This is a genomic window from Rhizobium sp. USDA 3886 (assembly GCF_056279785.1).
In genome coordinates this window covers 2,181,496-2,202,913 of sequence record NZ_JBWCDC010000003.1, presented here as the reverse complement: position 1 = coordinate 2,202,913, position 21,418 = coordinate 2,181,496, and the positions used below count along the sequence as shown (strand labels likewise).

Genomic DNA, 21,418 nt, shown 5'->3' with positions numbered 1-21,418 from the left:
ACCGCGCATGACAGAATCGTCTCCCCAGGCACTTCGTGTGGATGATCTTCACAAGAGCTATGGCCCACATGAAGTCCTCAAGGGCATTTCGACAACGGCCCGTAAAGGCGATGTGATTTCAATCATCGGTTCGTCGGGCTCAGGGAAGAGCACATTCCTGCGCTGCATCAATTTGCTGGAGATGCCCGATCGGGGCCGCATCGTCGTGAACGGCGAGGAAATTACCTTGAAACGCAGCCGCAGCGGGAAGATGCAGCCGGTGAACCGGCGGCAGATCGAGCGGCTGCGCACGGGCCTTGGCATGGTCTTCCAGAACTTCAATCTTTGGGCACATCGCACCGTTCTTGAGAACATCATCGAAGCGCCGGTCCATGTCATGGGCGTTGACCGTCGCGAGGCTATCGAGAAGGCGGAAGCACTGCTCAACAAGGTCGGGCTTTACGAAAAGCGCGACGCCTATCCCGCGTTTCTTTCCGGCGGTCAGCAGCAGCGAGCCGCCATTGCCCGTGCACTTTGCGTCGATCCAGCCGTCATGCTCTTCGACGAGCCGACCTCCGCACTCGATCCCGAGCTGGTCGGAGAGGTACTCAAGGTCATTCGCGACCTCGCGGAGGAGGGCCGCACCATGCTGCTCGTCACCCATGAGATGCGCTTTGCCCGCGACGTCTCCAGCCACGTTCTCTTCCTGCATCAGGGACGGATCGAGGAGGAGGGTCCGCCTCAACAGATTTTCGACGCCCCCTTGAGTGCCCGCTGCCGGGAATTCACCGGCATGCTTACGCATTGATGCACCGCTTCATTACAGACAATCCAAACAGGAGAATGCCACGAATGAAACTGCTCCCCCTGCTTCTCGCCGGCGCCACGCTGGCCATTTCTGCCATCACAGCTCAGGCTGAAGTCCGTTTTGGCGTCATGAACGAATCGTATCCCCCCTTTTTCGCCAAGGACGCCTCCGGCGAGTGGCAGGGCTGGGAAATCGACTTGATGAATGCCGTCTGCGACGAGATGAAGGAGAAATGCTCGATCGTCGAGCTCTCCTGGGACGGGCTCATTCCGGCCCTGCAAAGCAAGAAGTTCGACGTCATCTGGTCATCGATGTCGAACACCGCAGAGCGCTCGAAGGTCATCGACTTCACCGACAGGTATTACAACACGCCGAGCACCCTGATCGGCCCAAAGGACCAGAAGCCGGGTGCTGCGGCCGATGACGTCAAGGACAAAACCATCGGCATTCAGGTCTCGACCATTCAGTCGGACTATTACAAGAAGTATTTCGCCGATGTCGCCGACGAGAAGACTTATCAGACGCTTGACGAGGCATTCCAGGATCTCGCCGCCGGCCGCATCGACTATGTGTTCGGCGATTCGCTTGCCCTTGATGCCTTCCTCAAGAGTGACGCCGGCAAGGACTGCTGCGCGAAGATGGGCGACGTTGCCGACGACAAAGTGATTCTCGGGGCTGGCGTTTCCGGCGGCCTGCGCAAGGAGGATACCGAGCTCGAGGCAAAGCTGAACGCCGCGATCGCTGCCGTGCGTGCCAACGGCAAATACGACGAAATCACCAAGAAGTATTTCGACTTCGACATCTATGGCGCAAAGTAAGCGACCCAATCGATGGCGGCTGCCCCACAAGGTGTTCTGGATCTGCTCTCCCCCTATCCGCCCGGATGGGGTGGAACCCTGCTTATGGGCGCCGCCTCCACGATCGCCATCTCCGTCGGCGCATTCCTGATCGGCCTCCTGCTCGGGACAGGAGGCGCGCTTGGCAAGCTTTCCGGCAACAGGCCGCTCGGCCTGCTGCTCAATCTCTATACGACAGCTATCCGCGCCATTCCGGAACTGATTTTGATCGTCGGGCTCTATTATGCGGGAATGGACGGCCTCAACCGGCTCCTGGCCGCGGTCAATCTGCCTGCGATCGAAGTGAACGGCTTCGTCGTCGCCGTCGCCGTGCTCGGTTTCGTGCAGGGCGCCTACGTGACGGAAGTGCTGCGCGGCGCGATCCTCGCCATCCCCGTTGGCCAGATCGACGCAGCGAAGGCCTTCGGCATGGGGCCAATGCTGCGTTTCCGCCGCGTCATCCTGCCGGCGTTATTGCCAAATGCCCTGCCGGGTCTTGCCAATCTGTGGATGTCGGTCACCAAGGACAGCGCGCTGGTTGCCGTCGTCGGCTATCAGGAGCTGGCGCTCGCCACGCGCCTGGCCGGCGCGAGCACCAAGCATTATTTCATCTTCTTCCTGGCCTCGGCCCTTCTCTATCTTGCCATCACGCTCGTCTCCAACATCGTCTTCAACCTGATCGAGCGCCATGTGCGCCGCGGACAGCCGAAGCCTCCTGAGGAGCACACGGCATGACCTTCTCATGGATAGTCTCCTATTGGCCGCTTCTGTTGGCAGGCGCCGGGCAGACGGTGCTGCTGCTGGTGATCTCGGTTGCCTTCGGCTTCGTCCTCGCGATCGGCCTCGCCTTCGCGCAGGTGAGCGGCGGTCCGCTGACGCAATATCTCGCTCGCGGCTACTGCACCTTTTTCCGCGGCACACCTCTGCTCATCCAACTCTGGCTCCTCTATTACGGTGTCGGTGCGCTGCTGCCTATGATCCCCGGCCTTCGCCAGAGCCTGTTCTGGCCGATCCTGCGTGAGGGCTTCTTCTTCGCGGCGGTGAGCTTTACGCTAAACTATGCCGCCTACGAGGCAGAGGTGCTGCGCGGTGCGCTGCTCGCAGTACCGAAGGGCGAGTTGGAAGCCGGCCGAGCGTTCGGCATGCGGCCCTTCACGCTGATCCGGCGCATCTGGCTGCCCCGCGCCATTCGGATCGCCTTGCCGACAATCGGCGGCGAAATCGTCATGCAGCTCAAAGCGACGCCGCTCGCATTCACCGTCACAGTGATGGATCTCTACGCGGTGGCGAGCAAGGTGCGTCAGGACACGCTGCTCGTCTATGAGCCGCTGATCGTCGTTACTGTCTTCTATCTCATTCTTACGGCGATCATCGCCCGAGCCTTCCGCCTCATCGAGGCGCAGGTGCCATCGCGACGCTAACGCAAATGGGGAAATGAACGGTCATGATTCCACGCCTTTGCGGACCGTTTCGCCGTGCTGGCAGAAATGAGTGCTGGAAGGCCATCCGCCGGAGGCTCTTGCGGTTGCCGATCGGCTCGAAACCGCGGACGACATCATCGGCACTGCGCCAGGCTTTACGGCCGGCTTTGATTCAATTCCCTTAAGGAGACCCATCCATGAGCAGACTATGCATTCTCGACGGCGGCATGAGCCGCGAACTCCTGCGCCTCGGCGCCGAGCTGAAGCAGCCGGAATGGTCGGCGCTGGCGCTGATGAATTCGCCGGACATTGTGCGAAAGGTCCACGAGGAATTCATCGCCGCCGGCTCGGACGTTGTCACCACCAACAGCTATGCGCTGGTGCCCTTCCACATCGGCGAGGAACGGTTCCAGAAGGAGGGTGCGGCGCTTATCGCACTCTCAGGTCGATTGGCGCGCGAAGCCGCCGATGCAGTCAAGGATCGGAAAGTTCTGGTTGCCGGTTCGCTGCCGCCAATCTTCGGCTCCTACGAGCCACAGAACTTCGATGTTTCGCGCGTGCAGGACTATCTCAAGGTGCTGGTCGAAAATCTGAGCCCTTATGTGGACGTGTGGCTCGGCGAAACCTTTAGCCTGATCGCCGAAGGAGAAGCCGTCCGCACTGCTATCGCCGCAACCGGCAGGCCGTTCTGGGTGTCGTTTACGCTGGCCGATGATGAGGCACAGGTCAAAGGCGGCGAGCCGAAGCTGCGTTCCGGCGAACGGGTCGAGGATGCGGCAATCTGGGCGGCCTCATCCGGGGCGAAGGCGCTATTATTCAACTGCAGCAAGCCGGAAGTCATGCGGGCGGCGGTGGAGGCAGCATCTCATGTGTTCAAGAACAGGAGTTCCACGTTAGAGATTGGCGTCTATGCCAATGCCTTCGAGGGGGAGCAAAATGATTCCGGCGCTAACGAAGACCTCCATACGACCCGCAACGATCTCAGCGACGATGCCTATTCGCACTTTGCCTGCTCTTGGGCGGAGGCCGGTGCAACGATAATCGGCGGCTGCTGCGGCATTGGCGCCGGGCATATACATCGCCTCAAGAAGACCCTGTTGATGTGAGGGGTGTATGCAGGACCTTCGTCATTCGAACTCCGGGGTACTTGCCGGCACCCGCGCGCCTTCGGCGTCACATAGCGATCCTCGAGTTAGATGTCCGTTCCTCGCCTGCCACGTCCTGAAGAACCAGATCGCCATGGCAATCGCCTTGCCATCCTGTTCGCAAACCAGCGCTCGCGTAACGGGGCTTTCGCCCGCGATCTTGCAAACATCAATGCTTGATCGTCTTGCAGTTGGTTCTGGCGGAGCATCCTGAGATTGCGGTCGGCAACGAAGCCTCCAAATAAACATTACTCTATCGACGTGCCATGGCTGCGGTGTTCGCGAATGGCATCAAGCCGTGTGAGAATGGGTTCGAAGACGTCGTCAAATGTCTGAAGATATGCTCCCAACTTCGAACGGGGCGTTGCATAGCGCCTCACGTATACGGGTATACCGCGCACTCCATGGGCTGAGAGGGGTGCCAAAGTATTTGGCGGCTACACCTTGCCGATATCGCACGCACACGCACTTTACTTGTGGAACTGTTTTGACGTCCGCGGCGGTTTTGTGACGTAGCGCGATGAGTTGCAGCGTCGGGGGAGGATGGGGAGCATGATCACGCGGCTTACGACCTCGGAACGGCAGGCGGCCTTCGCCATCGCCATCGCTGTCGCGATAGCTGGAGCAACGATGGCCGCGGCCGGCCGGTCTGATGCGCTCGGGGTCCACGGCGTGATCGTCATGCTGTTTTCCGGAGGCCTCCTCTACCTCGTCATGTCCTCGCTCTTCGAGCCTGAAGCAGTTGAGGACCGGGAGGCGTCATATTACGACGATCCCATCAAGGTCGGCATCGTGCTTTCCATGGCCTGGGCTGTGTTCGGGATGTTCATGGGCGTCTGGGTGGCGGCGCAGCTCGCCTGGCCGGATCTCGCATTCGACGCCGGATGGTCCAGTTTCGGTCGGCTGAGGCCGACGCACACCACAGGCGTCATCTTCGGTTTCGGCGGCAACGCATTGATCGCTACCTCCTTCCACGTCGTCCAGCGCACTTCGCGGACGCGGCTGGCGGGCCAGCTCAGTCCCTGGTTCGTGCTCTTCGGCTACAACCTGTTTTGCGTGCTGGCCGTGTCAGGCTACATGATGGGTATCACCCAGTCCAAGGAATACGCGGAAGCCGAATGGTACGCCGACATCTGGCTTGTCGTCGTCTGGGTCACCTATTTCGTGCTCTACATCAGAACGATCGCCCGCCGGAAGGAGCCGCACATCTATGTCGCCAACTGGTACTTCATGGCGTTCATCCTGGTCGTCGCGATCCTCCACATCGTCAACAATCTCGCCCTCCCGGTTTCCTTGGGACACGCCAAGAGCTACACCATATGGCCGGGCGTCCAGGACGCGATGGTGCAGTGGTGGTACGGACACAACGCCGTCGCCTTCTTCCTGACGGCCGGCTTCCTCGGAATGCTCTACTACTACCTGCCGGTCCGGGCGCAGCGGCCGATCTTCTCCTACCGGCTGTCGATCCTGAGCTTCTGGGGCATCACCTTCTTTTACATGTGGGCCGGTTCCCACCACCTGCACTACACGGCACTTCCCCACTGGGTCCAGACGCTCGGCATGACCTTTTCGGTCATGCTGCTGGTGCCGTCCTGGGCGTCGGCTGGCAACGCGCTGCTGACGCTCAACGGCGCCTGGCACCGGGTTCGGGACGACGCGACGCTGCGCTTCATGATGGCGGCCGCGGTATTTTACGGGCTTTCCACCTTCGAGGGATCGTTCCTCGCCATCAGGCCGGTGAACTCGCTGTCGCACTACACGGACTGGACGGTCGGTCACGTCCATGCCGGAGCGCTCGGATGGGTCGCGCTGATCACCTTCGGCTCGCTCTACACACTGGTGCCCAGCCTGTGGAAGCGCGAGCGCATGTATTCGGCGGCGCTCGTCGAGGTGCATTTCTGGCTGGCGATCGCCGGAACGCTGATCTACGTCTTCGCGATGTGGAACTCCGGCCTCATCCAGGGCCTGATGTGGCGGACCTATACCGGGGAGGGGACGCTTGCCTATTCGTTCGTCGATTCTCTGGTGGCGATGTATCCGTACTACATCGCCCGCGCTTTCGGAGGCCTGCTTTTTCTTCTCGGCGCCATCGTCGGCTGCTGGAACATCTGGATGACGGTTCGGTCCGCGCAGCTTGCCGTGGCGCATGAAGGGGATATGCCCGTCGTCCCCGCCGCCGTACCGGGGGAGTGACGACATGCCGGAACTCTTCCACCGCAAGCTCGAGCGTTCGGCGATCGGCTTCGTGATCGCAATTATTGCGGCTGCGAGCGTCGGCGGCATCGTCGAGATCGCCCCTCTCTTCACCATCGACGAGACGGTCGAAGAGGCGCCGGACATGCGGATGTACACGCCTCTGGAGCTCGCCGGGCGCAACATCTACATCCGCGAGGGATGCTATGCTTGCCACAGCCAGATGATCCGCACACTCCGTGACGAAGTGGAGCGATACGGCCCTTATTCGCTGGCCGTCGAATCCCGGTATGACCGCCCGATGCTCTGGGGCTCGAAGCGGACAGGCCCGGATCTTGCCCGCGTCGGCGGAAAGTATTCCGACTTCTGGCACGTTGCCCATCTCACCAACCCGCGGGACGTCGTCCCAGAATCGAACATGCCCGCCTATCGCTGGCTGGCGCGGAACCCGCTGAAGATGGAAGACCTGCCGCAGCACCTCGCGGCCCAGCGCGCCCTCGGCGTTCCATACACCGACGAGATGGTGGAGAACGCAGCGCGCGACGCCTACGGCCAGGCCACTCCCGACACGGGCTTTGCCGCCGGAGCTACCGAGCGCTACGGCGAGGAGACGCAGGTGAGCGCATTCGACGGCGTCACGACGCACGTCACCGAGATGGACGCGCTCGTCGCCTATCTCCAGGTGTTGGGACGGCTGACCAATGCCGCGTACGAACATACCGCGGCTCCCGAGAAGAAACCGGATCCCGGAAACTGAAGGCGGAGGACTGTCACATGGACCTGGACCACGACACCGTCGTCGCATTCTCCAAGAGCTGGGGGCTGTTCTACTTGATCGCCCTTGCAGTCGGCGTGCTCGTCTACACCTTCTGGCCGTCGAACCGGACGCGCTTCGACCGGGCCAAGCACAGCATCCTCGAGCGGGATGACACGCCATGGAAGTGAGTGAGCGCGATCCTGTCACCGGCCGCGAGACGACCGGCCACGAATGGAACGGCATCACGGAACTGGACACGCCCGTTCCGCGCGGCGTTCTCATCTTCCTGATCGTGACCCACATCTGGGCCATTGCCTGGTGGTTCCTCGTGCCGGCCTGGCCGCTCGGAACGACCTACACCAAGGGGCTCTTTGGCATCGACCAGAAGACCACGGTCGAGGCTCAGGTCGTCGAGGCCGAGCGCAGCCGGTCCGGCTGGATGAGCCGCATCGCGACAGAGCCCTACGACACCATTCTCTCCGACGAAGCGCTGATGCAGACCGTGCGCGATACCGGACGGCAGCTCTTCGGCGACAATTGCGCGGCCTGCCACGGCAGGGACGGGAAGGGGCGGGCGAACTACCCCGACCTCACAGACGACGACTGGCTCTGGGGCGGAGGTCCACAGCTTATCGAGCAGACGATGCGCGTCGGCATCAACACCCGGCATGCGGAAAGCCGGATCGGGCAGATGCCGGCCTTCGGGCGCGATCAGATGCTCGACCGCGAGCAGGTCCGAAGCGTCGCCGCCTATGTCTATTCGCTGTCCCACTCGGACTACTCGACGCCGGCAAACGTCGACCGCCTGGAGGCCGGGCGCGAAGTGTTCATCACCACCTGTGCCGCTTGCCACGGCGAAGACGCCAAGGGAAAAAGCGACGTGGGCGCTCCGAACCTCACCGACTCCACGTGGATCTACGGCGGTGACCTGGACACGATCATCGCCTCCGTGCACGGCGGGCGCCAGGGCCACATGCCGACCTGGGACGAGAGGCTGACGACCGCCGAGATCCGCACGCTGGCGATCTACGTCCACGACCTGGGGACGCAACAGCCATGACGGGACGCATGAAGAGATCCCGAACGAAGTGGCTCCTCTGGGCGCTGATCCCCGCAGGGCTGCTTCTGGTGGCCGCGGCGAATGCGCACCTGGTCTACGTGGCCGTCCAGTCGCAGCCTGAATGCGTCGAGCATTTGAAGTCAGTGGGCGATGGTCACGGCTATCGTGCTGCCAAGCCGGCATGCTGAGGAGACACGAGATGGGCGAGAGCGACAAGTCGTACTGGCTGCTGAGCGAGACGTCGGGCATTGGCGAAACACGGGATCCCCGCCTTCAGCGAGGGCTGCCCGTCCTTGAGGGGCTCCGTTGGCTGTCAGCGGGCTGGCGGGACGTCTGGACGCGGCCGGCTTCGAGCCTGGCGTACGGAATAGGCGTCTTCCTTCTTTCCGTCGCGTTCGTCTGGATGCTCGTCGCCTTCGGGCTCGACTACATTCTATTTCCTGCGCTAGCGGCCTTCATGATCGTTGCTCCGTTTCTGGCGATCGGCCTCTACGAGAAGAGCCGGTCGATCGAAGAGAGCCGGCAGATCGGCTTCGGCTCTATGCTGTTTGTGCGTCCCCGTGCCGGCGCGCAGGTGTTCTTCGCCGGCCTTCTGCTTTTTATGCTCGTGCTTTTGTGGATGCGGGCGGCCGTGCTTCTCTACGCGCTGTTTTTCGGGGTGACGGCGTTCCCCGGCCTCGACCACATCGCCGGCATGCTCTTCGGTACCGCCTATGGCTGGACGATGCTGGTGGTCGGGACGGCAATTGGCGGCCTGTTTGCGGCCTTTGCCTTTGCGCTCAGCGTCTTTTCGGTGCCGATGCTGCTTGACCAGCGTGTGGACGCGCTGACCGCCATGGGCTCGAGCATGAAGCTGGTGTGGAACAACCTCGCTCCGATGGTCGCCTGGGGGGCCATGCTGCTCGTGCTTTTCGCAGTCTGCGTGGCGACGGGCCTCGTCGGGATGATTGTCATCTTTCCTTTGCTGGGCCATGCCACCTGGCATGCCTACAGGGTCGTTGCGCGTCCCGAGGAGCCGCCACAATGAGCTGCTGTGCGACCGGAACCGAAGCCGGATCGCTGCCGGTACCGCCGCGAGGGACCTCCGCGCGCGAGATCGTGCTTGCGAGCCGTGACCTCGGCGGTGGCCTGTTCCAGACGGACCTCTCGGTGCCGCAGGCGCGTTGCGCCGCCTGCATTGCCGCGATCGAGGGCGCGCTGCAGGGCCTCGACGGAGTCGTGGCGGCTCGACTGAACCTGACGTCCCGCCGCGTCGCCGTCAGGTGGAGGGCCGAGGGCGATGTGCCTCCGATGATCGAGGCTTTGCGGGATATTGGATACGACGCTTGTCTTGCCGAGACGGATAATGGCGGACGCGATCAGGAAATGTCCCGGCTGCTGCGGGCGACGGCGGTCGCGGGCTTTGCCGCCATGAACATCATGTTGCTGTCGGTGTCGGTGTGGTCCGGGGCCGACGCCGCGACGCGGAATGTCTTCCATCTGATCTCGGCGCTGCTCGCCATACCCGCTGTTGCTTATTCCGGACGGGTGTTCTTCGTTTCGGCATGGAACTCGGTGAGGAAGCGGACGGCCAACATGGATCTGCCGATCTCCGTCGGAATCCTGCTCGCTCTGGGACTGAGCCTCTACGACACCTTTGCCGGAGGACCGCATGCCTATTTTGACGCGGTCACGTCACTGATTTTCTTTCTCCTGGCAGGACGCACGCTGGATCACGCGATGCGGCAGAAGGCGCGGACTGCCGTTACCGGTCTTGCCCGCTTGCTGCCGAGGGGCGCGACGGTGATTGGAGCGGACGGAAGCCGCGAGTTCCGCGAACTGGCGAAAGTCGAACCGGGGGACATCGTCTTCGTCGGGCCTGGCGACCGTATGCCCGTCGACGGAACCGTCGTTGCAGGCACGGGGAAGCTGGACGTTTCGGTGGTAACCGGCGAGTCCGCGCCTGAAAGCGCGCAACCTGGAAGCGCGGTTCTTTCGGGGACGATGAGCGTCGACGGCGCACTGACGGTCAGGGCCGACAGACGGGCACAGGATTCCTTCCTTGCCGACATGGTGAGACTGATGGAGGCGGCGGAGAACGGCCGGGCGCGCTACCGCCGCATCGCCGACCGCGCGGCAGCACTTTATTCTCCTGTCGTCCACCTGCTCGCGCTCGCAACCTTCGCCGTCTGGATGCTGCAGACGGGCGACTGGCATCGGTCGATCACGGTGGCGATTTCGGTCCTCATCATCACCTGCCCGTGTGCGCTTGGCCTGGCCGTGCCCATGGTTCAAGTCATGGCCGCCCGCCGGCTGTTCGACTTCGGCATCACACTCAAGGACGGCAGTGCGCTGGAGCGGCTAGCCGAGGCCGACACCGTGGTTTTCGACAAGACGGGAACACTCACGACCGGCGTCGCCCGCGTGATCGAGCACACCGTCGCGCCGCGGGACCTGGCCGCCGCGACCGGGCTTGCCGCGCTGTCGAAGCATCCCGCAGCGCGGGCCGTCACCGCGCTACAGCCCGCCAAAGTCGAGGTCGAGGATTTTCGCGAGACCCCAGGCTGCGGAATCGAAGGCCGCATCGGCGGGACCGTCTATAAGCTGGGGCGAAAGGCGTGGGTCTCCGGCGGCACATTCGAGGATTCGAAACAAGCAGGCGTGTGGCTTTCGCGCGACGGACAGCCGGTGGGCTGGTTTGCAATCGCCGACGATATGCGCCCCGGCGCCAGGACTGCGGTCCAAAGGCTGGCAGCCGACGGACTGGCAACCGAGGTTCTTTCCGGCGACCGTCTCGAGGAGGTCGGCAAGGTTGCCGCTGTGCTGGGCATCAAGAAACATCGCCACGGCGCCGTCCCCGAAGCCAAGGTCGAGCGCCTGACGGAATTGGCCGCGATCGGCCGCCACGTCCTGATGGTCGGCGACGGGCTGAACGATGCCCCGGCGCTTGCCGCAGCGCATGTCTCGATGGCGCCTTCGTCGGCCGCGGATATCGGACGGAATGCTGCCGATCTCGTCTTCCTGGGCGCCAGCCTGGAAGCTGTCCCACAAGCGATAGGCGTCGCGCGCTCTGCCGCCGGGCTGGTGCGCCAGAACCTCGCCCTTGCCGTCGCCTACAACGTTCTCCTCGTGCCCGTCGCCATCACGGGCCATGTCACGCCTCTCATGGCGGCGGTCGCGATGTCAACGTCATCGATCCTCGTGGTTGGCAATGCATTGCGGCTTTCGGGTGACAAGGTTTCGTCCCGGCGGCATAAGGCTATTCGCAGGCTCGATCTCAAAGAGGCTGCCCGATGAGCTATCTCGTGTGGCTCCTGCCAATTGCCTTGGGGATGGGTGTCGTCGGCCTGATGGCGTTCCTATGGTCGATGCGCAGCGGCCAGTACGACGATCTCGATGGAGCCGCGGAAAGGGTTCTGCTGCCCAATGCGGTGGACGCTCCCCTTCGCGACACGAAGCGGAAAGGCGAGGTGGCTGCAGAGGACATGGAACACACGTCTGATCGGCATCGTTCCGCTAAAGGACAGAACGAAGGAAAGCAGTCATGATCAGGTCGGTTGACAGGCCGTTCGATTGGGTAGGAGCGCTGGCGTTGATCTCCGGTGTCGCCGTCATGATCCCCAGTCTTGCTGCGCTAGCCGCGACCCTTCTCGCGATTGCGTCCGCATTATTTTAACTGCCGGCGATCGCTTTTGGTGTCGACTGCCTCATCCCGTCGCGCCCGGACGTCTCCGCGGACGGCCACCGATATTGCTTCAAAGTCCTCAGGGTCGGATTCGAAATTATTCCATTTGGTAGCGATGTCTTGCAATGCGTCTGACGAGAAGTTGGACGGAGGCAGCGAACAGCCACGCGGCGGCCGAGGCGAGGCGATGGTTTGCTCGAAATCCTTGGCGAGGCGGCGGTTTCTGTTGAGCCAGGCCAGCGTGCGCTCGACCACCCAGCGGCGTGGGAGAACTTCGAAGCCCTTGGCGGATCGGAACGCTTGACGATCTCGACAGTCCATTTGCCAATCCGGCGCAGTGCATCCCTGCGTTTGCGCGGCCGCCCCACATGCGAGGCAAGAGCGAGCAACGGCTCCAGCACTGCCCACTCGGCGTCGGTCAAATCGCTTGGCGAAGCCAGCCCGCTTCGCGGATGAAGGGCGCGGGCGGTATTGGTCCACATCGTTGATCCCTCGAAGTTTTTGGCGAAACCACTGAACCAACGACAGGTCGAGGCGTCAAGCTAACCTGCTGATATCAATAGCTCAGCGGTAGAGCCCTTGACTGTTAGTCGAGCGGCCGTTGGTTCGAATTCAATTCGGGGAGCCAGCCTTCATCGGCCGGCGCGTTTCTCGCTTGAAATGGATTTCGCTCTTCCGGCGCGGTCATGCCGGCGGATAGGGGCGCGAGGGCGGCGTCGCCAGCGTGAGCAGGTTGCCGTCGGGATCACGCACCTGCACCAACGTCGAGTAGTCGCCCTCAATGTCGTCCCCGAGCACGATCCCCAGGCCCTGCAGCCTGCGGCGCTCGGCCGCGACATCATCGACGACAAGGAACATCACGCCCCTGCCAGCGATCGCATCGTCGGTTGAAAGCGCTAATCCGCCCTGATCGAAGAGCTCCCACTGCACCAGCGTGTCCATCGGCCGATAATCCGGTCCACGACCAAGCAACTTCGTATACCAGCCTTCGGCCGCAGCAAGGTCTGCGGTGAGGAATGCGGTGTAGATCTTCTGCAGTTTCATTTGTCCTTCTCCAGGCCCTAAACTCGGTGTGAACGCCTGCTCGACCAGAAAGGTTCCCGTGAGATCTGCGGCGAAAGCGGGCGGGCGCCCCGTTTCAGTCAATGAGAACAACAGGAGACGTGGGAGCCCGCTTCGCCCACGACGAGCGCGGGTCGCCGGCATAGGTGATCCTTGGTAGTTTTTGGCGAAACCCAAAATCAGCGACTGACCAAGCCGTCAAGCTAACCTGCTGATACAATTTATCTTAATTTCGGATCGGGCTCTCAGGTTCCACTTCAAGTGAATACATTAAATTTACTGTCGTCTGTAAATATAGGTCTATCGTAAGTAATGCATAGGATTAAGCATATGCTTATCGTGTCGATACTTGATAGCGGGAATGAACGCAACTTTCTATCGACAGGTTTGATCTTTCAAGGCGACTTCGTGCTCGTAGATGGCGCCGGCGTGAAGCATCGATTTCGGATTGCCGACATCATCGATATTATTCCGGTCTATGATGCCTAAGCATGCCGAGACTTCGTTCTCGCACCTCGGAGGCTCAACTAGAGGGGCCTGCGCGGGCCGATGGGCGATGCAGATTTATCGCGGGCAGCGGCGAACCGGCCGCAATTGCGAGTGTCAAACGTGTCCTAGGACGAGAAAGAGACCGGCCCAGAAAATGGCCGACAGCTCCGCTGCAACCAGGAATCCTATCGCATGCTCATGCATTCGTTTCCCCTCCAGGTCGCCGAGACGCGCGTGTATTTATCAGTCTCAGCGAAGGCACAAGATCGTAAGATATCGGTAGCTCTGACAACCCAACCCATTGTCTGCGTCCCAATATCATGCAACCGCAACGGATAATGGCGGCCATTTGTTCCGCCATGCCCTCGATTGGCGGACGTCGCCGGTGCCTGTCCGAACTGGCCGTGAGCTTCCGCGGGAACGAAATGTTCCGGCCCAGCTCGTCTGACATCGATGCAATCAACTTGCCTGCGGTGCGAATCTGAGCCGTGGGGGCATTGATGACCTGCTCCTGTTTCCGGATGCCCGTTCGCAGACACAAAGACCCGCGGCTTGTGACGCAGCCGGCAAAGCTGCATCTGCTCATGGCTCTGGTGACCCTGGTCCTGGCCCTGGCATGGGCGCATGCCTGTGCATCACGCAGCATGGAAGGGCCAACATCAAAAGAGTAAGTCATGGCACTATGCGAATTTTGTCCTCCGCCGAATGGTGCTTGCGCGTCGCACGCCGGATATCCTTGATGACTTGCTCTGCCGCTGGTTTTTGCGGCCCGGCTTTCTGTCTCATCTTCGCTTCCTTTGATCGGGCTCCGATGAACCAGAAATCCTCTCTTCTCAATTACCAGGCATTGCAAGGGCGCTGAGGTCGGACATTCGCCGGACAATCTTTCCTTACCGATCGGTAAGAAATCCGACTTAATTGCAAAGGATTCGATGGTGACGTTCGGAAACACCTACGTCCGCAAGACGTGCTGCGATTAGCTGGATTAACGGATTTCCTCAATCCCGTTCTCCTCAGAATATCGAAGGTGGCTGGCTTGGGGCCTCTCGGACGTCGCGCGTGCTCCTGAGTTTTGGGATGCCGGCAGGCTCTTGTGGTGGGCCATTTTCTCATATGGAGCGGTTTCGGCGAGCGGCAAAACGCCTCTCATTTGCTCGTGAACCTCCGCTTCCCACCACCTGTTGCGGACCGATACGGCCCTTTTCAGCCGATCAAGACAGAGGTGCGTGAACGCCCCTAGGCGGCACCATTTTCAAGCCGTTAGCTATGGTCTCCAGCTCTTCGCTTTCATGCTGGTGATCACACCGTAAGCAGTAGTGCGGGAACTCCTGGTGCCCTGGAAGCGGACGTTGCCGAAGCGTCAGTTTCTGCCGAGGGCAAAGCAAAGGTGAGGAGCGCCGCGAAGACCATGACGACGCCATAGGGTACCTTGCGGCTCGCCCGGATTTCCTCGATGCGCATAAAAAAGGCGAGATGGCTAAACGGCAGCGGCACCGGCAGCCGCAGCATCAGCATCGTCGCGACACCGAGGACGAGTAGGAAGATCGAAAACGGCAGCATGCCGTGCCAGCCGATGAAAAGGCCGATCGGCAGGAAGAGCTTGGCGTCACCGGCGCCGAACATCCGGAAAGCCCAGAGCACGACGCCGAGCGCGAACATCAGCAGGCCGGCACCGACATCGCCGCCGATCCCAGTAGGGGCAAACAGCGTCGCGCCGACATCCTCGGAGCCAAGCATTACTGCCACGGCGCGCAGCGCATACAGGGTTACGAGCGCGAGGACGAGTGTGTTGGGAATTTTCCACGTTCGGAAATCGGTCCACCCGGCATAAAGAAAAAGCAATACGGAAAGCCACGTAGTAAAGCTGACTATTTGTAACATGCCACCTAACTCTATTGGCGAAGATAATCTACAAATTCAGCTCTAAAGCCGATGCGTGCCGCGATGGAGCAGTTTTTGCGGCGCGATTTGTCGAGCCGCATCTTAACCATAAACTATATACGACGATTCGTATGCAATATCACTAATTGACTAAATTAGAATTAACAGATTATTAATATACCTAGTCGGAGGGGTGGTCTCGACGGCAAGAGGCGGTGCCGGGGGAATGACGGCTAGCCAAGTAATCTGGAGGTAATTCTCGATGAAAGCACTTGTAAATAGTGTACGCGCTTTCGCGCGGGAAGAAGATGGCGTGGCGCTGTCAGAATATCTTGTCCTTCTTGGGCTTCTGGTTGGTGGCGTTATTACGGCTGTAATGGTGGCAGGACAAAATCTGAGTGCCGCCTGGACTGACTGGGGTGACTTCTTTGGCCTTCTCGGTGACAACGCTCCGGATGACGTTACTCCTCCGGCGGCCGGCGTATAACGCTACCGAAAGATAGAGGGGGGTTTATTAACCCCTCTCTTCTAAATTAGAAACAGCAGATGGATGTGTTCCGTCCAGTGTAGCGAGTAGCGGCAATGCGTTCTTCGACGATTTTCAGTCTCGTTATTGCTTTCGTGCTCGCAGGAGCAGCGGTCTTTGGAATGCGCGAGTATCTCGCCGATCAGCAGGCTCGGCTGCTGGCGATGGGCCGCACCAAGACGCAGGAAAAAACGCTGGTTGTCGCCGCCAAGCCGATGCGCTTCGGCGACCGCGTACGTCCTGAAAATCTCAAGGCCATCCCATGGCCCTCAAACGAAACGCCCACAGGCTCGTTCGCAAGCATCGAGGCCGTAGTCGGCGACGATGCCCAGCCGCGCTATGCCATGGAGGCGATCGATCCGGGCGAGCCGGTTCTGTCCTCGAAAATCACCGGAGCCGGCGAGCGCGCCACGCTCTCGGCGGCACTCGACCAGGGCATGAAGGCCGTTTCCATCCGCGTCAACGATGTGCTCGGCGTCGCCGGCTTCGTGCGGCCGTCCGACCGCGTCGACGTGCTTCTGACGCGGGTCGTGCGCGGCCAGGCCGGCAACGACCAGACGTTTGTCGATGTGCTGCTGCAGGGGGTCAAGGTGCTGGCCGTGGACCAGACCGCGGACGAGCGCAAGGACGAGCCTTCCGTCGTGAAAACCGTGACCTTCGAGGTGACGACCGACGAGGCGCAGCGCCTCACGCTCGGCGCCACAATCGGCACGCTGTCGCTGGCGCTTCGCAACATCGCTTCGTCCTCCGTCGAAGAGACCCGGCAGATCACCGTCGCCGATCTCGGCGGTGGGCCGACGGCGACCGAACTCGGCAAGGATCTGGCGAAGAAGCCGGAGCGCGAAAAACAAGTTGAGATTGTCGAAAGCAAGGTCGAACCGGCATTGCCGATAGAGCCAAGGTGGGCGACTGTGGGCGTCTGGAACACAACGAAGCGCGAGGAGCACAGAGTCGGCCTGATCCAGTGACATAGATGCGGGGTGGCCGCAGCGCGAGCGCGGCGGCCGAATGGGGGGTGAAGGCAGGCATGTCGAGGTGTGGCAAGAAGGGAATTGCAAGGTCCAGAAGACTTGCGGCACTAGTCGCAGTTTTTTCGGCCTGTGTATGCTGGGGGCCAGGCTTTGCCGGGCGCGCCGACGCGCAGGAAAAGTTCGTGACCCTCGGCGGTTCGGTCCAGCAGGTCACGCTGCCTCCAAACGAGACGCTGACGCTCAATACCGGCCAGACTTTCGGCGATCTCGTCATCGGCAGCGCCGATATGATCGACGTGGTGCCGCTGTCGGACCGATCGCTGTTCATTCGCGCCAAGCAGATCGGCGCTACCAATATCTCGGTCTATGACGACAGCAAGAGACTGCTCGGCGTCATCGACGTCCGCGTCGCCAGCGATTTCAGCGAGGCGGCCCTCGCCATCCGCTCCGCCGCGCCCCGGGCTCAGGTCAGGGTGTTCAACTCCAACGATCGCATCCGCCTGACCGGCACCGTACGTGATGCCGTGGAATTGCAGCGGGTGATTGAAATCGCCCAGTCCTATTCCGAGCGACCGGTGCTGAACCAGCTCAGGGTCAGCGACAGCCAGCAGGTGATGCTGGAGGTCCGTATCATCGAAGCCTCGCGCCAGACGGGCCGCGACCTCGGGATCGGTTGGTCCGGGCAGGGCAACAACGGCATCGGCAAGGCAACGACCAGCCAGGGTATCGGAGTGGACGACGGCAGCCTCGTCCGCACCCTCCTCGACCCCAAAGGCGCAGCGACGGGTATGCAGCCCTTCGGCCAACTAATCGCCAAGGTGCTGGAAATCTCGGGCGGCCAAATCGACGTGGTGATCAACGCGCTCGAGCAGAAAGGTGTAGTGCGCCGACTGGCGCAGCCGAACCTGATCGCCATGAGCGGCTCGACCGCCAGCTTCCATGCAGGCGGCGAAGTGCCGATCCTGACGACGACGACCAACGGCGCGACCGTCGCCACCGAGACCGACTATCGCCCCTTCGGCGTGCGGCTGACTTTCAAGCCGGTGGTTCTCGATGACGGCCTCATCAACCTGCAGATCGAGCCGGAAGTCTCCGAGCTCGATACGTCGATCAACGTCAACGGCAATCCGGGCTTCATCTCGCGCGCTGCCAGCACTACGGTAGCGCTGCGCGACGGGCAGAGCTTCGCAATGGCGGGGCTTTTGCAGTCGATCAATGCCAAGGACATCCAGCAATTGCCGGGTCTCGGGCAGATACCGATTCTCGGCGCGCTGTTCCGCTCGACGAGTTTCCAGAAAAAGGAATCCGACCTCGTCATCGTCGTCACCCCGCATATCGTGCGGCCGGCGTCGCCAGGCGAGGACCTCTATAGTCCGCTCGACCAGACACGTTCATCGAACGATGCGGAGCTGTTCGCGCTCGGTATACTGGAAGTGGACAAGGACATGCTGCGCCGCTTTCGCAACGGCGAAGGTGTGAAAGGCCCCTATGGCCATCGTCTCGATCTGGATCAGGGAGGCCAACTTGCTGTTGCAAAAAGATAAGCGCGTGCTTCTCGTCTTTATCGTCACCAGCCTCGTTTCCGGCTGCGCCGACTACATGAACCATCGAGACTCGATCACCTTCGGGCTCGGGAATGCCGTGGAAGCCAACAAGGCCATCCATACGCAGGACCCGTTCCCGCCGGAAGCGCAGCGAACCCATATCGCCAGCGACGGCAAGGTGATCCGCAGGGTGGTCACCGAGTACCAGAACGGCGGGTCGGCTATCGTGCAGCCGGTGCCAGCCAATGGCACGTCCAATGGGGCAGGCGTCGGCAAGTAACTATCGAACGGCATGAACGGCGGCAACGCCGGAAGGAAAAGACGCACAAGGCACGGAGGTCACGGCGATAGCGCTGCGATGGGGGTATGCCAATGCTTAGCAGGGTTATCAGACGGTTCTGGAATGATCATCATGGCTACGTCATCGCCTTGACGCTCATCGCCATGCCGCTGCTTCTCGGCTTTTCGCTGCTGGTCATCGATGTAGGCCGCAGCAGCAATCTGCATACCGACCTGCAGAGCGCCGTCGATGCGATGGCGCTCGCCGGAGCCCGCGAACTCGACGGCCGCGACGACGCGATCGACCGGGCGGACGCGGCAATTGAGAAAATTGCCAACAGTGCAGCTTTTTCCGGCGGCGGGAACGGCATGTCGCTCGGCTCGTACATAACGGTGAGCTATGACCCCGGAAACGATGCCGCGAGCACCGTTATTGTCAAGTATCTCAAGAGCATACCGGCTCAGGATGACGACGACATCGACCTTGGTACGATGGAGGCGGAGAACTCCAACGAAGCCTCCTATGCCTGGGTGATCGCCAAAGAACAGGCGATGCAGACGATCTTCCCGATACCAGTCGGCTTTACGCGTGACACGGTGAATGTCTCGGCGGATGCCGTGGCGGTCTACCGGGTGAGCGCCTGCGACGTGACGCCCCTGTTTATCTGCAATCCGTTCGAACCCGTTGGGAACACGAGCGAGACTGCAAGCGAAGATGCGGCAGAGGCCTTGCACACCAATTTTGCGGCCGGCAATCTCTATGGCGTGCAGATCGAGCTTCACAGCACTTCGGCGTCCAACCCCGGCCCTGGCAATTTTGGGTTTTTGCGAACTCCCTTGGGTAACGGCGCGCACGAGCTGGCGGAGGCTCTTGCCACCGGTAAGCCCGGTACCTGCTATACACGGGACAGCCTCGATACCGAGACCGGCGCAAAGGCGGGGCCTGTCGAAGACGGCGTGAATACGCGCTTCGGCTTTTACGGTTCAATTGGCAGCAAGACTGATCCGCGTTACCGGCCGGCGCAGAACGTGCGTTCGGCTCAAACGACAACCGAAAAGGGCAAAGACGGCTGCAAAGCCTACAATCCGGTAAAAGTCGGAGACATTGTCGGCGATCCCACCCAGGCGTTACCGCTAGGTTACGGAGCGGCGATGACCTCCCTCTCCGGCGGCAAGATCAGCAGCGGCAACAACTGGCAGTATACGACATACTGGAACGTTGCGCAGGGAACGGCCGCTCCCTCAACAAGCACGATTTTAAGCAACCACTCCAGTTATCCGCACCAGGCAGCCGGTACACCATCCCAGCCCTCCGCCTACGACGTCTACCGTTACGAGCTCACTAACCCGGCGCTCATCAGCCACGCCTCGGCGAACGGCGAGACGGGGACGCCTGCGACAGGCGGCCAGTGCTACAGCGGGCCTGACCTCGCGGACTATACGGCGGCCGAATATGGCGATCGCCGCGAGATCTTCTCTGCCATCGTAAACTGCGGCTACGAGCAGTCCGTTGGCCATCTGAACGGGCATAAGGCAACCCGCGCAATCGCCTTTGCCCGGATGTTCCTGACCAAGCCGGCGATCAAAGATGGCGGTGAGCGATACCTCTCGCTCGAAATGATCGACATAACCGGCAAGGGCGGGCGCGGTACGCTCGATGAGTTCCTGCGCGAAGAAGCGGAACTAGTCCGATGATGATGGCGCTCCGCAAGTTCGTCCGTCAAGGTCTTGGTCTCGGGTTCTGGTCAAGGCAGGAGGGAGCGGTACTGGCCGAAGCACTGGTGGCGGTGCCCTTTGTGACGCTGTTCGCCGCCGGTATTCTCGAATTCGGCAACATTTTCTGGGAGCGGATGCAGATCGATGCAGGCCTGCGCGATGCGGGGCGTTATTTGTCGCGCTGTCGGCCGGCGTCGGCAACCTATGAGCCGACATGCAATCAGGCGACGGCGAAGACGATCGCCTTTTACGGAACGCAAACTCCTGCAGCGGATGCTAAACCCCGCGTGCCGGGCTGGAAGGACGCTGCCGACATCACCATCGCAGCGCCCGATGCCGACGGAAACATTACTATTTCTACCGCTCACCTCTACCAGACTTCGCCTCTGTTCGGCTGGCTCGGACTCGATGCCATCACCATCAGTTCCTTCCATGAAGAGAGATACATCGGATGGTGAGCTCTCGGACATTTGAGGCGTTCTGGCAAGATACCCGTGGCGTCAGCCTCACCGAGGCGCTTCTGACCTTTCCGATCGTTATGCTGGTGTTCGCCGCCTTCGTTGAGTTCGGCTATGCGATGTCGCAATGGAACCAGACGGTCAAGGCGCTGCAATATGGAGCCCGCCTGGCTGCAGTATCCGATCCGCTGGTGGAGGAAGAGGACTTCTTGGTGGCCTTCCCGACCGAGGCTGCCGATCCGATCAATAACGGCAACGCGGCGCCGAACGATGCGACGATCTCCGCGACCTGTGGACCGGGCAAAGACGGATGCAACGTTGCGGAACTAGACCGGATCGTCTTGGGGAGCGATGGAGTCTGCGGGCCGGTCGGCAATTCGCGTCCGGGCATCTGCGATCTGAACTGGCGGATCCAGCCGGACAATGTCGTGGTGACCTATCAGCGCTCCGGGCTTGGCTACTGGGGCCGTCCGGACGGGCCGGTGCTGACTATGCGCCTGGAAGTGCGCGACGTCACTTTCGAACTGCCAATCCTCGGGGCACTGCTCGGGATCAACGACATCGTCGTTCCAGCCCATCCGGTGACGATCACGACGGAAGACCTCAAGACTTGTTCAACCTGCTGACTC

24 protein-coding genes and 1 pseudogene are annotated in these 21,418 nt (G+C 61.3%); 22 read left to right on the top strand and 3 right to left on the bottom strand.

The window, feature by feature from the left end; translation table 11 throughout:
- Positions 1-7: 7 nt before the first annotated feature.
- From ACZ9BX_RS33505 to ACZ9BX_RS33440, 14 genes are all read left to right on the top strand, one after another.
- Positions 8-787: an ABC transporter ATP-binding protein gene (locus ACZ9BX_RS33505; protein ID WP_476222648.1), complete on the top strand. Its 780-nt coding sequence runs from the start codon at positions 8-10 to the stop codon at positions 785-787.
- Between the two features lie 44 nt (positions 788-831).
- Entirely contained in the window at positions 832-1,605 is a 774-nt protein-coding gene (locus tag ACZ9BX_RS33500) for a transporter substrate-binding domain-containing protein (protein ID WP_476222647.1), read from the top strand.
- Positions 1,606-1,617: 12 nt separating this feature from the next.
- On the top strand, positions 1,618-2,358 hold the full coding sequence (locus ACZ9BX_RS33495) for an ABC transporter permease (protein ID WP_476222645.1): 741 nt from the start codon (positions 1,618-1,620) through the stop codon (positions 2,356-2,358).
- The gene (locus ACZ9BX_RS33490) at positions 2,355-3,044 is read left to right on the top strand and encodes an ABC transporter permease (protein WP_476222643.1); all 690 of its coding nucleotides are present in this window, start codon (positions 2,355-2,357) and stop codon (positions 3,042-3,044) included. Before ACZ9BX_RS33495 ends, ACZ9BX_RS33490 begins: the two co-directional genes overlap by 4 nt.
- Positions 3,045-3,241: 197 nt before the next feature.
- On the top strand, positions 3,242-4,150 hold the full coding sequence (locus ACZ9BX_RS33485; RefSeq protein ID WP_476222642.1) for a homocysteine S-methyltransferase family protein: 909 nt from the start codon (positions 3,242-3,244) through the stop codon (positions 4,148-4,150).
- 591 nt (positions 4,151-4,741) lie between these two features.
- Entirely contained in the window at positions 4,742-6,382 is a 1,641-nt protein-coding gene (ccoN, locus tag ACZ9BX_RS33480) for a cytochrome-c oxidase, cbb3-type subunit I (protein ID WP_476222641.1), read from the top strand.
- Positions 6,383-6,386: 4 nt separating this feature from the next.
- Positions 6,387-7,139, top strand: coding sequence for a cytochrome-c oxidase, cbb3-type subunit II (gene ccoO / locus ACZ9BX_RS33475; RefSeq protein WP_476222639.1), 753 nt, complete (start codon positions 6,387-6,389; stop codon positions 7,137-7,139).
- A gap of 17 nt (positions 7,140-7,156) precedes the next feature.
- Positions 7,157-7,327: a cbb3-type cytochrome c oxidase subunit 3 gene (locus ACZ9BX_RS33470; protein ID WP_476222637.1), complete on the top strand. Its 171-nt coding sequence runs from the start codon at positions 7,157-7,159 to the stop codon at positions 7,325-7,327.
- On the top strand, positions 7,318-8,199 hold the full coding sequence (ccoP, locus tag ACZ9BX_RS33465) for a cytochrome-c oxidase, cbb3-type subunit III (RefSeq protein WP_476222636.1): 882 nt from the start codon (positions 7,318-7,320) through the stop codon (positions 8,197-8,199). Before ACZ9BX_RS33470 ends, ccoP begins: the two co-directional genes overlap by 10 nt.
- A gap of 8 nt (positions 8,200-8,207) precedes the next feature.
- Positions 8,208-8,387: a hypothetical protein gene (locus ACZ9BX_RS33460; RefSeq protein WP_244564657.1), complete on the top strand. Its 180-nt coding sequence runs from the start codon at positions 8,208-8,210 to the stop codon at positions 8,385-8,387.
- Between the two features lie 11 nt (positions 8,388-8,398).
- Positions 8,399-9,226: a DUF2189 domain-containing protein gene (locus ACZ9BX_RS33455; protein WP_476222635.1), complete on the top strand. Its 828-nt coding sequence runs from the start codon at positions 8,399-8,401 to the stop codon at positions 9,224-9,226.
- Complete coding sequence (locus ACZ9BX_RS33450; protein WP_476222633.1) at positions 9,223-11,475, top strand: heavy metal translocating P-type ATPase; 2,253 nt, start codon at positions 9,223-9,225, stop codon at positions 11,473-11,475. The genes ACZ9BX_RS33455 and ACZ9BX_RS33450 overlap by 4 nt, the downstream gene beginning before the upstream one ends.
- Positions 11,472-11,726, top strand: a complete 255-nt coding sequence (gene ccoS, locus ACZ9BX_RS33445) for a cbb3-type cytochrome oxidase assembly protein CcoS (RefSeq protein WP_476222631.1) — start codon at positions 11,472-11,474, stop codon at positions 11,724-11,726. The genes ACZ9BX_RS33450 and ccoS overlap by 4 nt, the downstream gene beginning before the upstream one ends.
- Entirely contained in the window at positions 11,723-11,854 is a 132-nt protein-coding gene (locus ACZ9BX_RS33440) for a hypothetical protein (protein WP_476222630.1), read from the top strand. The genes ccoS and ACZ9BX_RS33440 overlap by 4 nt, the downstream gene beginning before the upstream one ends.
- A gap of 106 nt (positions 11,855-11,960) precedes the next feature.
- Here ACZ9BX_RS33440 and ACZ9BX_RS33435 read toward each other — a convergent pair.
- A pseudogene (locus tag ACZ9BX_RS33435) lies at positions 11,961-12,216 on the bottom strand (transposase); the annotation flags it as partial.
- 331 nt (positions 12,217-12,547) lie between these two features.
- Positions 12,548-12,907 (bottom strand): VOC family protein, encoded by a 360-nt coding sequence (locus ACZ9BX_RS33430; RefSeq protein ID WP_476222629.1) that lies wholly within the window; start codon positions 12,905-12,907, stop codon positions 12,548-12,550.
- Between the two features lie 348 nt (positions 12,908-13,255).
- On the opposite strand from ACZ9BX_RS33430, the gene ACZ9BX_RS33425 reads away from it, so the two are divergent.
- Positions 13,256-13,414 carry a hypothetical protein gene (locus tag ACZ9BX_RS33425; RefSeq protein WP_476222627.1) on the top strand — a complete coding sequence of 53 codons (159 nt, stop codon included), beginning with the start codon at positions 13,256-13,258 and terminating at the stop codon, positions 13,412-13,414.
- A gap of 1,299 nt (positions 13,415-14,713) precedes the next feature.
- Here ACZ9BX_RS33425 and ACZ9BX_RS33420 read toward each other — a convergent pair.
- The gene (locus tag ACZ9BX_RS33420; RefSeq protein ID WP_476222625.1) at positions 14,714-15,295 is read right to left on the bottom strand and encodes an A24 family peptidase; all 582 of its coding nucleotides are present in this window, start codon (positions 15,293-15,295) and stop codon (positions 14,714-14,716) included.
- A gap of 262 nt (positions 15,296-15,557) precedes the next feature.
- On the opposite strand from ACZ9BX_RS33420, the gene ACZ9BX_RS33415 reads away from it, so the two are divergent.
- The 7 genes from ACZ9BX_RS33415 to ACZ9BX_RS33385 all read left to right on the top strand — a co-directional run bounded on the left by ACZ9BX_RS33415 (position 15,558) and on the right by ACZ9BX_RS33385 (position 21,415).
- On the top strand, positions 15,558-15,782 hold the full coding sequence (locus tag ACZ9BX_RS33415) for a hypothetical protein (protein WP_476222624.1): 225 nt from the start codon (positions 15,558-15,560) through the stop codon (positions 15,780-15,782).
- A gap of 95 nt (positions 15,783-15,877) precedes the next feature.
- Positions 15,878-16,789 carry a Flp pilus assembly protein CpaB gene (gene cpaB / locus ACZ9BX_RS33410; RefSeq protein ID WP_476222622.1) on the top strand — a complete coding sequence of 304 codons (912 nt, stop codon included), beginning with the start codon at positions 15,878-15,880 and terminating at the stop codon, positions 16,787-16,789.
- A 59-nt stretch (positions 16,790-16,848) separates the two neighbouring features.
- Positions 16,849-18,336 (top strand): type II and III secretion system protein family protein, encoded by a 1,488-nt coding sequence (locus ACZ9BX_RS33405; protein ID WP_476222620.1) that lies wholly within the window; start codon positions 16,849-16,851, stop codon positions 18,334-18,336.
- On the top strand, positions 18,320-18,616 hold the full coding sequence (locus ACZ9BX_RS33400; protein ID WP_476223113.1) for a hypothetical protein: 297 nt from the start codon (positions 18,320-18,322) through the stop codon (positions 18,614-18,616). Before ACZ9BX_RS33405 ends, ACZ9BX_RS33400 begins: the two co-directional genes overlap by 17 nt.
- A 92-nt stretch (positions 18,617-18,708) precedes the next feature.
- The gene (locus tag ACZ9BX_RS33395) at positions 18,709-20,310 is read left to right on the top strand and encodes a TadE/TadG family type IV pilus assembly protein (protein WP_476222618.1); all 1,602 of its coding nucleotides are present in this window, start codon (positions 18,709-18,711) and stop codon (positions 20,308-20,310) included.
- Positions 20,310-20,789 (top strand): TadE/TadG family type IV pilus assembly protein, encoded by a 480-nt coding sequence (locus ACZ9BX_RS33390; protein WP_476223112.1) that lies wholly within the window; start codon positions 20,310-20,312, stop codon positions 20,787-20,789. Before ACZ9BX_RS33395 ends, ACZ9BX_RS33390 begins: the two co-directional genes overlap by 1 nt.
- A complete protein-coding gene (locus ACZ9BX_RS33385; protein ID WP_476222617.1) occupies positions 20,783-21,415 on the top strand; it encodes a TadE/TadG family type IV pilus assembly protein in 633 nt (210 codons plus the stop codon). Before ACZ9BX_RS33390 ends, ACZ9BX_RS33385 begins: the two co-directional genes overlap by 7 nt.
- Positions 21,416-21,418 lie beyond the last annotated feature (3 nt).

Coding starts and splice junctions, on each gene's coding strand:
- ACZ9BX_RS33505 (WP_476222648.1), top strand. CDS start 8: ATGACAGAATCGTCTCCCCAGGCACTTCGTGTGGATGATCTTCACAAG.
- ACZ9BX_RS33500 (WP_476222647.1), top strand. CDS start 832: ATGAAACTGCTCCCCCTGCTTCTCGCCGGCGCCACGCTGGCCATTTCT.
- ACZ9BX_RS33495 (WP_476222645.1), top strand. CDS start 1,618: ATGGCGGCTGCCCCACAAGGTGTTCTGGATCTGCTCTCCCCCTATCCG.
- ACZ9BX_RS33490 (WP_476222643.1), top strand. CDS start 2,355: ATGACCTTCTCATGGATAGTCTCCTATTGGCCGCTTCTGTTGGCAGGC.
- ACZ9BX_RS33485 (WP_476222642.1), top strand. CDS start 3,242: ATGAGCAGACTATGCATTCTCGACGGCGGCATGAGCCGCGAACTCCTG.
- ccoN (WP_476222641.1), top strand. CDS start 4,742: ATGATCACGCGGCTTACGACCTCGGAACGGCAGGCGGCCTTCGCCATC.
- ccoO (WP_476222639.1), top strand. CDS start 6,387: ATGCCGGAACTCTTCCACCGCAAGCTCGAGCGTTCGGCGATCGGCTTC.
- ACZ9BX_RS33470 (WP_476222637.1), top strand. CDS start 7,157: ATGGACCTGGACCACGACACCGTCGTCGCATTCTCCAAGAGCTGGGGG.
- ccoP (WP_476222636.1), top strand. CDS start 7,318: ATGGAAGTGAGTGAGCGCGATCCTGTCACCGGCCGCGAGACGACCGGC.
- ACZ9BX_RS33460 (WP_244564657.1), top strand. CDS start 8,208: ATGAAGAGATCCCGAACGAAGTGGCTCCTCTGGGCGCTGATCCCCGCA.
- ACZ9BX_RS33455 (WP_476222635.1), top strand. CDS start 8,399: ATGGGCGAGAGCGACAAGTCGTACTGGCTGCTGAGCGAGACGTCGGGC.
- ACZ9BX_RS33450 (WP_476222633.1), top strand. CDS start 9,223: ATGAGCTGCTGTGCGACCGGAACCGAAGCCGGATCGCTGCCGGTACCG.
- ccoS (WP_476222631.1), top strand. CDS start 11,472: ATGAGCTATCTCGTGTGGCTCCTGCCAATTGCCTTGGGGATGGGTGTC.
- ACZ9BX_RS33440 (WP_476222630.1), top strand. CDS start 11,723: ATGATCAGGTCGGTTGACAGGCCGTTCGATTGGGTAGGAGCGCTGGCG.
- ACZ9BX_RS33430 (WP_476222629.1), bottom strand. CDS start 12,907: ATGAAACTGCAGAAGATCTACACCGCATTCCTCACCGCAGACCTTGCT.
- ACZ9BX_RS33425 (WP_476222627.1), top strand. CDS start 13,256: ATGCTTATCGTGTCGATACTTGATAGCGGGAATGAACGCAACTTTCTA.
- ACZ9BX_RS33420 (WP_476222625.1), bottom strand. CDS start 15,295: ATGTTACAAATAGTCAGCTTTACTACGTGGCTTTCCGTATTGCTTTTT.
- ACZ9BX_RS33415 (WP_476222624.1), top strand. CDS start 15,558: ATGAAAGCACTTGTAAATAGTGTACGCGCTTTCGCGCGGGAAGAAGAT.
- cpaB (WP_476222622.1), top strand. CDS start 15,878: ATGCGTTCTTCGACGATTTTCAGTCTCGTTATTGCTTTCGTGCTCGCA.
- ACZ9BX_RS33405 (WP_476222620.1), top strand. CDS start 16,849: ATGTCGAGGTGTGGCAAGAAGGGAATTGCAAGGTCCAGAAGACTTGCG.
- ACZ9BX_RS33395 (WP_476222618.1), top strand. CDS start 18,709: ATGCTTAGCAGGGTTATCAGACGGTTCTGGAATGATCATCATGGCTAC.
- ACZ9BX_RS33390 (WP_476223112.1), top strand. CDS start 20,310: ATGATGGCGCTCCGCAAGTTCGTCCGTCAAGGTCTTGGTCTCGGGTTC.
- ACZ9BX_RS33385 (WP_476222617.1), top strand. CDS start 20,783: ATGGTGAGCTCTCGGACATTTGAGGCGTTCTGGCAAGATACCCGTGGC.